The following is a 12,028-nucleotide window of genomic DNA, read 5'->3' as shown; positions in this document are numbered from 1 at the left end:
TGCTCGGGTTGGCCACGCAAGCTCAGTGGGCTTGAACCGTCTGGATCGATATCCCATGAGGCCTCTACCATGCGCAGATTGATGCTGTTGCTCGCCATCACAGTGATTGCGGGTTGCCAGGCGCCAATGCCGGCCGCCAATCCCCAGATGGCCTGGGTCGATTTCTCGGTGCCGTTTCCAAACGACAGGGTGCTGATGGCCGAACGGCTGGACAAGCAACGCCTGCGCGATGGCCGCTTCTTTCAGGTTAGCCCCGGCAGCCATGAACTGATTGTCAGGTTCGACTTCGAAGCAAGCGGTGGCTCAGGCATGAGCATGATGGGTGGCAGCACCGTGCGCGAATGCTACCTGACGCTCAATTACCCGGATTTCAAAGCGGGCCAGCGCTATGTGCTGGAGGCGCGCTCCATGGCCTTGACGCCTGAGGCGCGGCTGTACGATGCCCAGGGCAAGATGGTTGCAGAGGTTAGCGAGTTCTATTGTCTTATGTGAGTGATACCTGACGTATGAATCGTCCGCTGTTTGTTTCTCTGGATGGCCCCAAAGGCACCGGCAAGACCACCTTGTTGGAGGCCATTACGAAAGTACTGAGGGCCGACAACCACAAGGTGATCCGGCTGTGCGAGCGAAATAACGACCCCAACAGGGGGGAAACCATGGCCTTGGTCAACAAACTCGCCAGAAACCCCTGCCAGGACCTGGAGCTGGGGGTTTGTGAGCGCCTGGCCGATAGCCGTAGCTGGATTACTCAGCATGTGCTGCCTAAGCAGCCATTGGGCAGCATCATCTTGATCGATCGCTGGTACCCCTCCGACGCAGCGTTTCGGCGGACAGTACCGTTTGCGCAGATTCTGCGGTTGAACATGGATCGAAACGTGCGCGTGCCTGACGTGCATGTCGGGGTTGTCACTGACCCTGAGGTTTCGTGGGCGAGGGCAGCGGCGCGGTCACGTGGGTTGGGGAGTACGGTGATGTTCAACCTGGGGGAGCAGGTGGCCAGTACCGAGGCGTTTGAGCGGGCGGTTGCGGAGCAGGGGTGGGTTTTGTGCCGTAATGAAGGGACGGTGGAAGAGGCGACGATGCAGGTGGTTTCGGAGATTTACAGGGTGCAACGCCGCCAGAGTGGCTAGGCCTTTCGCTGTGGCTAGCGTCAGAAAGGTAGTCGACGGGAAGCAGACGGCCGTCGCGCACCATCAAGGTTGAGTGAGTGGCTGCGTGACCACGAAATCGACGCGTTTGGGGAGCATGACACGATGTAACCGCATCCATTCGGTATGTGGTTTTCTATCTCGAATCTGCGCCAGTCGAGCATCGCCAGGTCATCAATCTGATGGGGTCTGCTTTCGATCAGCCAGACTACTGCGTTGAGGAATTGGCCATGAGAAAACACCAGAATGTCTTGTGCGGGATACGCTGCAAGGCGATCTAGAAATGCTCGCGCGCGGCCAACGAAATCGAGGAACGACTCAGCACCTTCGCCATCCCTGTAGGAGGGATCTGATCTTGCCCAGTAGTGGTCGACCCAAGACTTGCGTTGCTCGACGGTGGTGTTCACGCAGATGGCAGGGTCGAGGTAAGTGAACTCCTCGATAGGCCAGACTTCGAGTGGAACAGTCGGGTGCACACAAACCGTTACAGCCGCTGTCGCCTGGGCCCGTGTAAAGGGCGAGGTGATGACCAGCTCGGGAAGCTGGGTAATGGACTGCGCTACCCGCTCGGCCTGCCGAAGACCTTTCTCGGTAAGCGGAATACTTGCGTGATCGAGCGTCGCGGCGCCCGCATTTGCCGCACTCTCTCCATGACGTACTAACCTGACCTTCTTCATTGACATTTCTTGTCCACTGGCAATAGCACTCGAAGTGCATCCCCTCGCAGGCGACCTATATACACCCTATACCCTAACTCCATTGACGCTTAACAATCCATTTTTGGTGTAAGCCTTGAATCTAAAGGGCTTCACGCCTAGCACGTGAATGAAAGGGTCGAGCGCTTGAGCGAAGGGCGTCAAGCCTAGTCAGACTTCAGAAAGAGATGAGTCGAAAAGAAGTGGAGGCTAGATCCACCGACAGGCACTCGTGGAGGCTTAACACCGTCGCATGTAAGCCAGATAGTGTCTATATGATGGTAAGGTATTGCCATTTGCCATCACTCTTATGGGAAAGGATTCACAGTGACCGATCTTTCTATCCACGCTGCCCATCATGGTCAGTCGTTGGTCGATCCAGATGCATTGCAGGATCATGCACAGCAAGAGCTTCAAGCAGACCGTCTCGAAATTGAGGGTTTCTCCACTGAGGCAGCCGCTTTGCAGACGGGGGCTATGGTCACCTCGTTCCTCAAGTCGTACGAAAAACACAAAGACCTCGTCCCCTTGGATCATTGGCTGACTCAAGAGCTTCAGCGACATGTCTTGAGCTGGAGCCATCCTGGGGAAGCTCGAGAAATTGCACTTGAGGTCATTGAAAGCACGGAGGTCGCAAATCGGCTCCATGGTTCGCTTCAAACCCATCTCGAGAAGGGTAATAGCGGATCCAGCTGGTTAGCTCGGCGCCTTGAGGAGAGCGCCGCAACTCAGGGCAATGTAGAGCTAACGGCCTATGCGGCTCGTATAGACCGAGCCCTAGCAGATGCAACCAATGACGCGCTGAGCACCATCCTTCGTAAGGATGGAGGGATTAGCCAGGCCTATAACCTTGATGGCTTCATTGCTGAGCAACACCATGCTTCGACCTTCAATATCGACGCTGCTGCCCAAGGAAGCTCATACCGAGCAAAGGTCTTAACACCTGAAACCGGGAATGGTGGGTTCGGCAAGAACTCAATGGATATTGGGATCTACGATGAGAACGGGAAGCTGGTTCGTCGTTATCAGTCCAAGTACGGTCAGGACGCTGAGTCCACGGGTGCTTTGTTCGAAAAGGGCGATTATCGAGGACAGCGCAAGCTCGTCCCCAAGGGGCATGGAAATGAAGTACATAACTCCAGCGAAACCATCAGTATCGATGGCGTAAGCTCACGGCCGCTGACGAAGGAAGAAGCCAAGCAGTTGCAGGAGCGCGCTCAGCGTGAGCAAGAAGCAAGTCAATACGAATGGAGTGATGCTAACCGGCTAACTGTTGCAAAGCAGATCGGCAAACAGGCATTGATAAGCGCTGGATTCGTTGCTGGGTTACAAGGGATTCGGGTCTTTGGACGCAGGATCTGGAATGGTCTGAGTGGGCAAGAAAACCCTGCGCTGACTGAAGACTTGCAGGAATTCCTGAGCAGCAGTGCTAAAGGAGCAACGCAGGTCGGGGTTCAAGTTGCTGTAAGCGGCGCGCTAGTCGTCGCAGTGAAAAATGGTTGGCTTAAGGTAGGTAAGAACACCCCTGCCGGTGTAATCGCGAACATGGCACACCTGGGCCTGGAAAATGCCAAGTGTCTTTACCGCTTTGCCAAGGGCGAGCTCAGTGGCCCCGAGGCAGTAGACGCAATGGGGCAGGTCACTACCAGTGGGGTAGTTTCGCTCCTGGCTGCAACAAAAGGGGCAGCAGAGGGCGCTGCATTTGGTGCTTGCTTCGGCCCAGTCGGTATTGCCGCTGGGGGGCTAATTGGCGGCGTTGTTGGGGGCCTTGCAGGTAATGCTGCTGGGGAGGCGATCTACGAGGCAGGGAAACGAATCGTCACGGCGGGCGCCAAAGTGGTCGTTGCTACGGTTGTTGACGTCTGCGAGGGCGTGAGCCGTGTCGCTAACAAAGTCTTCGACGCATTGAAGTTTTGGTGATCATTTATGAACGACCTGAAGCAGCAGTTCTGTCAGCATGTCCATGCAGGATCCCCGGCAATTTACCTTGTCAGCAACGAGGAAGAGCGCGTCGATGACTTCATCAGAGATGTAGCGCCAGCACTATCCATGACGCGCGTTCAAGAGTGGAACATGGGGCACGGGTGGGTAAAGTTTGATACCAAACGACCACTCGCATCTGATTTGCGGTCAGCGCGAACAGACCTCGAGACGTGCCTGCCCGAGTTGCTCGATGATGACGAACTCGATGGCTGCCTAATCGTTGTTAAGGACGCGAATCAGGCCCTTGAGCAAAACCCTCTCGCCACTGCTCGCCTGAAACAGCTGTTGAATCGCATCGAACGGCATCATAGCGGTCAATGTGCCGTGCTCTTGGTAGGAGCATCGTTCACCATTCCTGGCTCCCTTGAGTCCCAAGTCACATTGCTGAATTTGCCTTTACCAGACCGGAGCACGATCCGCCAATTACTCAGTGAGATCCTCATAGAGAACGAAGCCTCTGTCCCCGATCATTTGAGCGCAGGCATCGTGTCTGGCCTAAGCGGACTGACTGCGCGGGAAGTGCGGCAGGTGCTCAGAATGGCCGTTAGACCAGGTGAGTCGATCACTCAATCCGACTTCACCATGATTCTTTCCGAGAAAAAGCAGATCATCGCCAAGAGCGGTGTCCTGGAGATGGTCGACGCCAACGTTCGTGCCTCTGATATCGGAGGTTTGCACCGACTCAAGGAGTGGCTGCAGCAACGTGGCCAGGTTCTCCAGCGCTTAGATCAGGCACTCGCGAGTGGAGTAACGCCACCCAAAGGGGTGCTAATCGCCGGCATGCCGGGCTGCGGGAAATCATTAACTGCAAAGGTTGCAGCTGACCTGTTCCAGATGCCTCTGCTGCGCCTGGACATTGGCTCTCTTCTCGGTAAGTACGTAGGCGAGTCAGAGCATAATATGCGTCGTGCGTTGTCGATGGCGGAGACAGTCAGCCCCTGCATCCTTTGGGTTGATGAGCTAGAGAAAGCCTTCGTCGGCATGGGGAATTCAGGCTCCGAGGTGTCATCGCGGCTCTTGGGTTATTTTCTGACCTGGATGCAGGAAAAGTCCGGAGCAGTCTTCGTCATCGCTACAGCGAACGACATCACAGCTCTTCCTCCAGAGCTGCTTCGGAAAGGGCGGTTCGATGAAATTTTCTACGTGGGCTTTCCTAGCGGAGAAGAGCGGAAATCGATCCTTGAAATTCACTTGGCCAAAGCGAAGCAGACCAGCGAAGGTCTGGATCTTGATGTGCTAGTGGATGCCTGCCGCGATTACTGCGGAGCGGATATTGAGAATGCGGTTGGGGAGGCAGTCACGACCGCATTCATTGACAACAAGGCTCTGGATCAGCAGCTTCTGCTCAATGCAATTCAATCCACTGTGTCGTTGCGAGAGACGCTCCGGGAGCAGGTAGGTCGCTATGAGGAGCTATTCGAGAAGCTGAAATTACGCCCTGCGTCCAATCAGGGAGGCATGAGCGTCGCCCAGATGATTCGTATGGCGGACGACCCTAATCAGCTCAAACGTGAGGATGTGGCCAAATCAAGAGATTGCCCAACCGACCTCCTCGAAAAATTGGTCACAGACCCACAGATTGCCGTTCAGAAGGCGGCCTACGCCAATCCACGGTGCCCTGAGCGTCTGCTGTCTATACGAATCAACATTCGGGCTGGGGCGCCAGACTTCAACTCGGAGCTGCTCCAGCTAGCCTGTGAGAATCAGAACGCACCGTTGGATCTCCTCTCGCACCATCTCAAGGACAGGAGCTTTGAAGCAGGGATCCGTTTCGCAATTGCCAAAAGTGCGCATGCCCTTGGGCTGGCTGAATATCTCATCGCTGATGATGACGTAAAAGTGCGTGCCACTCTCGCTGGGTGCATTGGTTTACCCGAGGCGCATCAACTCAAACTCAGCTATGAGTACGCCAACCAAGTCGGAGAGGCTCTCGTTGCCAATCCAGGCCTTTGCAATGCGGCAATGGAGAATATTTTCCCACGGCTCCGAGATAACCAAAAAATAAACCTCGCTAAATGTGCTGGCTTAAGTCACGACACCTTGACGGCTTTAGTTGAGGATGACAACCCGCTGGTGAGACAGTCTGTTGCACGGAATGCCGACCTACCGGAAAGTCTCCAGATTACACTCGCCGAGGACGAGGAGGATGGAGTTCTTGATGCACTTGCCAATAATCCGCGGCTCACTGAGAACGCCCGGTCGCTCGTGCTCGAGTCCAATCACGGGCAAGTCGGCACGTTTTTGGAAATGGCTGGTGTGGTTGATGACAACTCGATGCTGAAGGAGTTGGCTGGAAAAACTGTCGAGTTCAAAAAGGATCTAGCGAGCCGGTCAGGGCTTCCCGATTACATGCAGGTTGCTCTCGCAAGCGATGAGAATCTGAACGTCAGACTAGCGATGGTTAGGAATGCTGAGCTTTGCAAGGTCGCAAGAGGCGTCCTGGAGAACAGCGACTCAACGCTTATTAAACAGGCACTGGGAGTGCAAGTCGGCGGTATGTTCGGACGGTTTGCTCTAACTGCGCTGGCTATGAGCTCAGCCGCAGAGTCTATAAGTAAGGATGCAAGAAAATGGAGCACGGACACCCACAAAAAATAATATAAAAAGTAATCCAATAATTGGTGGATCGGCCAGTTTCGCAGGCCGATCACTTCAGCCAATGTGCAGTAGCCCATGAATCTGAGAGGAGCACATGTAAACGTTGAAATAAAATCGGACGCCCACAATCCCTTTTAAAAACAATATGTTAACCCTTCCTGTCGCTATATCGGCGGAAAAACGAAGTCTTTTTTCCGGGCTTATCCCGCATAAGAGTCTGTCTTCCGGTCTTATGTCACACGGGTTCGATGTACTCCTGAGCCCGCAGTGTGATTCCAGGTGCGCAGGTGTTTCATGGATTGGTTGGATAGCCTAATGGGCGCAATACCGATAAAACTCTACGATCCAAGACGTCTTTCTCAGGGGATCCCATTGCACTCGAAAGCCCGTGAACCGGGAGGAAAGTGGTGATGTGTATGGCGCCAACACCAGATAAGCCGTTGAAGATTGTTAGCGCTTGGTAGCCCGCAAGCCCTGAAACCTGGGACGTAACCGAAATGACAAGGTGTGCGCCTTCTACTCGCCCAGCACGGTGCGTTCAAGAATGAACAACAAGAACGCAGTACCTACACCAGATTCGTCACAACTCTTCCCTCGTTCCGCCCACCGCAGGTAGCTACCAGGAACCAATCGTCGTCCCAAGCCGAGAAACACACCGGCCCCAACGGCAGATCCACAAGCGCACTTTTATGCGTATGTCGCAATACGACAGGTATGGGAAATGCCATTCCCGTCCAAGATCTGCTCCAACGACCGAATATTTACGTTCGGAGGTTAGACGGTTTAGGAATGAAAAAGGCGAGCTTTATGTTCAGGACTTAATCATTCGGGTTAAATATATATTGAATGTGCGTGAATTTCGTGATTTTTAACTTGATGATCTCTATAAGCTTTTTTTAGTTGGAGTTTTTTTGTAATTTCTGAAGAAATGTCAATATATCTAATACTCAACTTCCTCCTGGCCTTGCCACCGCTTGGAAGCTGCCTAGCCGAAATTTGCGTGCATCTACCACTCCACTATCCTCACCTGTCAAATCATCGGATTAGTACCGGATAAGATGGATAAAGAACTCAACCTGCCTGCAGCGCCTAGCGATTCGGAAGAAAAAGCAAAGGTAAGAGTACCCAGAGACTGGAAAGAGTCAGGAGTACCTCCTGGAGGTGAGTACATTCCCTACCAGGAAAGAACTTATGACGCGCGCGAGCAAGAAGTGGCTAAAGAGCGCGCATCCGTTTTTGACCAGGTCATTGAGCGGTTTAACGGGATGACCGTCAAGCGAGGCATGGAAGTTCTTGGCCTCGGCCACTCTCAATTTTATAACTTGCTGCGCAAGCACAGAAAAGAAGAAAGTATCCAGCGAAACAAGAAAGGCAGGGTTATAGGAAGTTGCTGGGCCAGTGATGCACAAATCGCTGCTCTTGAAGAAGCCTACGAGAAGAAATTTGAAGGCCCCAAGGCATCCCTCAGTAAGCTCCACCAGTGGGCGCGGGAGTACTTCAAGGGAGAGGGTGAAAATGTCACGCGCTATAGGGCCAGGCAATTCTTAATGTCCAAGCCGGAAAGAGAGGTTTATTTCAAGCGGTACGGGAAAGAAAAGACGGATCATAAATATGGATTCAAGCCTCACAAGTTTGTGATCGATGGGCTTTTGCACAGAGTATCGATGGATCACACGATGGTCGACATCTTGTTGGCCGATGAGCAGAACAGAAATATTATCATCGGTAGGCCATGGGTAACGATGTTAATCTGCGATAAGTCGAGAGTGATCTTAGGTTTTTTTCTTAGTCTAGATCCCCCTAACCTTGATACCGTCGCTGCCGCCCTTGCTTTTGCAGTGATGAACAAAGATTTTCATCTATTCCGCTTCTTGACTAATCCGAATGAGTATCCATTCTTTGGTATTCCATTTGTTATATTTACCGACAATGCCGCTGAGTTTACAAGTGAAAAGTTCATTGAGCAGTGCAAGGCGTGGGGTATGGATTGGGAACACCGCCCTATAGGGAAAAAATGGTATGGAGGCATTATAGAACGCTTGATTGGCACGTTTATGACGACAGAAGTCCACTTCCTTCCCGGCGCAACCGGGAGTAACGTCGTTCAGCGAGAGGACTTCAATAGCGAATATAATGCAACGATGGATTATGAGCAGTTCGCTGTATGGTTCCTAAATCAAGTAACTGTTTATCATGGCAAAATCCACTCGTCGCTAAAATGCACTCCGCGTGAAGCTTGGAATCATTACGTTAATCAAGGTCTTTATGATCATGATCGTGTCATTGCATCAAACGATCAAATGAGGTTTTTGATTGATTTCTCACCGACAAGCTTCGATCACAAGGTGCATCCCTACGGAATAAATTTTGCTGGCCGTAGATACGCATGTTACGAGCTTGCCCCCTACGTGGGTCAGCGTTTTGATATCAAGTACCTTCGGCACGATCTGAGCTACGTCTGGGTCAAGCTCCCAGGCAAATTTCTGAAAGTTCCTTGTAGTTATAATCGGGTGGGGCTAGCTAACACTTGGGATTCCTACTCGAACCATAAACAACTTTCGAAGCGTAAAGCACTACTCAAAGACCTGCCCCCTGGCACTGTCGACGATGAGTTCGCGCACGCTGCTCTTGCCAATCAGACAGTGATCGTTCAAGAGGCCGTTGACCTTAAAACTGCTTTCATGGCCAATCTACCGCCTAAAGGTCTGCCCGCTCCACAGAGCACTCTAATCCCTGCAACCGAAGCAGTAACCAATGAACCCGTTGAGGACTGGCTTATCGAAGACACGCAAGACTTTATCCCGACAATCTTAACCCAGGACGAAAACGCTCACGATGTTTTTGTGCCGCGCATCATAAGAGAGCATTCAGATCAGCCTGATTTTCTTCCTGTAATTATAGTTGATAAGCATAAAGACTAACTTGGAGAGCTATGATGGCTTACGAACATATCAAGCACGATCTTAGAAATAACGCTGATCTGCCTGCGAAGGAGCGAATTAAGATATGTCGACATGATATATGGATTGATACGCCTCGCTACGCGCCTCTTTTCGAAAGCTTGAGGAACATGCTCTATACCGATAACCAGATCCAGTCCGCTAGCATTTTCATCCATGGGGATGGAGGCGACGGTAAAACGGCCTTATTCAACCGGCTTAAGGCTCTCGGTGAGCTTGAAGGTAAAAGGTTCGTGTTTATTACACTTACCGAAAACGTTAACCGTTTTAAATTACACGATGCATTGTGCGATGTCTTCGATGTTCCGATTGGCAAGCGTGGCACTGCGGTCAATCGTGTTAAGCTCATCATACAGAAGATAAAGGCCCTTGGAATCGGCGCGATCGTTGTTGATGAGTTGTCTGATTGCATGCTCGAAGCGTATTCCCATAAAAAATCTATATTGTCGCTGCTTCGTGGACTCGCAGAGGGTGATGGTAAGCTCTGTGTTATTGCGTTCGGGAACTCAGTTGCGAGTGAAATCATCTCACTGGATCGAATAATTGATCGGCGATTCGTGCCGTGGCATCTGAAGCCTTGGAAACTTGATCAGGATTTTGTGGATTTCATTGCTACATACGAGACCTACCTTCCACTCAAATTGCCCTCTAACCTTGCAAGCCCTAAGCTGCGAACGCTTATTCATGTGAACTCACACGGGATCCTTGACAATATCGTCAAAATTATCAAGTCCACTGCTATGGATGCAATCAAGCATGGGACGGAGCAGATTACGCCGAGTCAGTTCCAGAATCTTGAACCGATGACCAGGCTCTATGGTTACAAACTGCACCATCCCAAGGATAAGGAGGTTTCAGAATGACATTGGCGCCTTTCCAAGCCGTTGCTGTGAAAAGTGTAGTTTCTGCGCTGAAGGACGGTAGCGTGGTATGCCATTTGATGTCTGATCCTGGCAATGGTCTGACCACCTGCACCAATGCCGTTCTGAGCCAAATTACCGGCTCTACAGTCTTTGTTGGGGATCACGTAGACCTTGCGGGACTGGATTTGCTGGGTCAGTTCTATGAAGAGATACACGTTGATTTTGAGTTTCAGCCACAGTCGGGTGTTCCTGCATTGGTTACTGAGCTTTGCGCCATGAAAGGAGATCCGACCATATTCATCCACGACTTCGAAAAATTTGCCCTCACGGCGCTTGCCAAAGAAAAGTCATTGAAGCAACTGGGATGGCTGCTGAAGGCGCTTCCTGATAGTAGTTTTGTCATCGTCAGCAGTCCTGACTATCAGGCTGAGATGGTCGGACTGTGTCGAGCTCACGAGCGTGCCTACTCGCCTGTTGAGTTAGGGTCATTCGCGGATCGGACAGAGTTTACAGCCTTTTTTGAAGCATTGATTGATCAGAAGTCAGGACTGGGACGAGCAGCTGACAAGCTGTTGCTGCATGACATTTATCATCGACGAAACGGCAATTTGGCGTGGACGATGCTGGAGCTCTTCCATCCAGGCTATCGCAGTCAACGGGAGTCATCCCTTCAATGAATGCTCCTGATGTCCCCATTTTTGATGGTGAGGCTTTCTCTTGCTGGGTTTACAGGCAAAGCCTATGTTCCCAGCATACATTGCTCGATAGGAGCAGGCTTGCGGAGCTTTGGCATGCGTGCGTACAGTCAGAAGACTTTGACCCTGACTTTACGCACGATGCCAAATTCTCACGAGCGGCGTGCGAAATGCTGGATATTCCAAGGGAGGAGCAGGCAAAGATCTTCCAGCCGAATAGTCAATGGGTTATACCTCGATACTTCAGACGCAGCTTTTGCTACCGCTGCATGAAGGAGCACATTGCGAATTTTTCACTCCCTTCATACAGGAAAGAGTGGTGCTCTGTTGGTGTGGTCGTATGTCAAATTCACAAGTGTTCCCTGCTCGATGCAAGTGGTATTGTTGCTTCAAGTCCGAGTATGGCCATGCGCATCCTCAAGGCATATTCCGAGGATCCTTCTCAATGCGTTGCTGCGTCTCGTAGCCATGATGCTGACGAACAATTTACTGCGCTTTACAAGACTCAACTATTTTTTCAAACCTTGGAAGCTTCTCAGCAGCAAGCTGATCAAAACGGAATGTGGTCATGCAGTGAGCCGCATACGGGACTGCCACGCCTTTTGCTGTCAATTTTTTTGTATCCACGATTTGGCTTGGTGAATCGTTTTATAGCTCCTCGAAGCTCATATCGTATTACTACCCTATTTCAACAGACTCTTAACGCTGGGCCATTGGTTGCAGGAATAGCTCAAAGATGGGCTGGCATGCTGATGCTCGGATGGCTATTTGAGCTATTTACACCCCGCGAGAGCACTGATGTTGAATCGTTCATCGAGCGCGCAGGTGCTATAGCAGGATTTCATGATGCACGCAGCTTGGGAGCAGCATGTAATGTGTTCAATAGCCTGCACAGTGACGTTATAGCTAGACGACTGCGCGAGTGGATGCCAAATCCTAGTCCTGCTCTGTTGCAACAATTCATCGAAGGATTTTCTGAGGTATCTATTCGGTCGTGAGTATAGAATGTTTGGGAGCTGTCATGCCAGTAAAATACTCCTATATAGGGAATGTGACACTACCTTTGGGTGTTGTCGGTGTTGGAGT

Annotated in this window: 9 protein-coding genes; 8 read left to right on the top strand and 1 reads right to left on the bottom strand. The window is 51.5% G+C overall.

Annotated features, from left to right (window positions below; genetic code table 11):
• The first annotated feature begins 69 nt into the window (after positions 1-69).
• Together OGV19_RS10930 and OGV19_RS10925 are read left to right on the top strand one after the other, a co-directional pair.
• Positions 70-492, top strand: coding sequence for a PA0061/PA0062 family lipoprotein (locus tag OGV19_RS10930; protein WP_264313369.1), 423 nt, complete (start codon positions 70-72; stop codon positions 490-492).
• Between the two features lie 14 nt (positions 493-506).
• Positions 507-1,130, top strand: coding sequence for a dTMP kinase (locus OGV19_RS10925; RefSeq protein WP_264313368.1), 624 nt, complete (start codon positions 507-509; stop codon positions 1,128-1,130).
• 20 nt (positions 1,131-1,150) lie between these two features.
• Here OGV19_RS10925 and OGV19_RS10920 read toward each other — a convergent pair whose 3' ends face one another.
• Positions 1,151-1,825, bottom strand: a complete 675-nt coding sequence (locus OGV19_RS10920) for a histidine phosphatase family protein (RefSeq protein WP_264313367.1) — start codon at positions 1,823-1,825, stop codon at positions 1,151-1,153.
• A 345-nt stretch (positions 1,826-2,170) separates the two neighbouring features.
• Here OGV19_RS10920 and OGV19_RS10915 point away from each other — a divergent pair, with 345 nt between their 5' ends.
• The 6 genes from OGV19_RS10915 (at position 2,171) to OGV19_RS10890 (ending at position 11,940) form a co-directional block, all read left to right on the top strand.
• The gene (locus OGV19_RS10915) at positions 2,171-3,763 is read left to right on the top strand and encodes a hypothetical protein (protein ID WP_264313366.1); all 1,593 of its coding nucleotides are present in this window, start codon (positions 2,171-2,173) and stop codon (positions 3,761-3,763) included.
• A 6-nt stretch (positions 3,764-3,769) separates the two neighbouring features.
• A complete protein-coding gene (locus OGV19_RS10910) occupies positions 3,770-6,424 on the top strand; it encodes an AAA family ATPase (protein ID WP_264313365.1) in 2,655 nt (884 codons plus the stop codon).
• Between the two features lie 1,058 nt (positions 6,425-7,482).
• On the top strand, positions 7,483-9,345 hold the full coding sequence (locus tag OGV19_RS10905) for a TnsB C-terminal domain-containing protein (protein WP_264313364.1): 1,863 nt from the start codon (positions 7,483-7,485) through the stop codon (positions 9,343-9,345).
• A gap of 14 nt (positions 9,346-9,359) precedes the next feature.
• The gene (locus OGV19_RS10900) at positions 9,360-10,247 is read left to right on the top strand and encodes an ATP-binding protein (RefSeq protein WP_060511532.1); all 888 of its coding nucleotides are present in this window, start codon (positions 9,360-9,362) and stop codon (positions 10,245-10,247) included.
• Complete coding sequence (locus OGV19_RS10895; RefSeq protein ID WP_060511530.1) at positions 10,244-10,924, top strand: hypothetical protein; 681 nt, start codon at positions 10,244-10,246, stop codon at positions 10,922-10,924. Before OGV19_RS10900 ends, OGV19_RS10895 begins: the two co-directional genes overlap by 4 nt.
• Before the next feature lie 188 nt (positions 10,925-11,112).
• Positions 11,113-11,940, top strand: a complete 828-nt coding sequence (locus OGV19_RS10890) for a TniQ family protein (RefSeq protein ID WP_264313363.1) — start codon at positions 11,113-11,115, stop codon at positions 11,938-11,940.
• The last annotated feature ends 88 nt before the right edge of the window (positions 11,941-12,028 follow it).

The organism is Pseudomonas putida (genome assembly GCF_025905425.1).
GTDB lineage: Bacteria > Pseudomonadota > Gammaproteobacteria > Pseudomonadales > Pseudomonadaceae > Aquipseudomonas > Aquipseudomonas putida_AF.
This window is presented reverse-complemented; position numbering and strand designations above follow the sequence as displayed.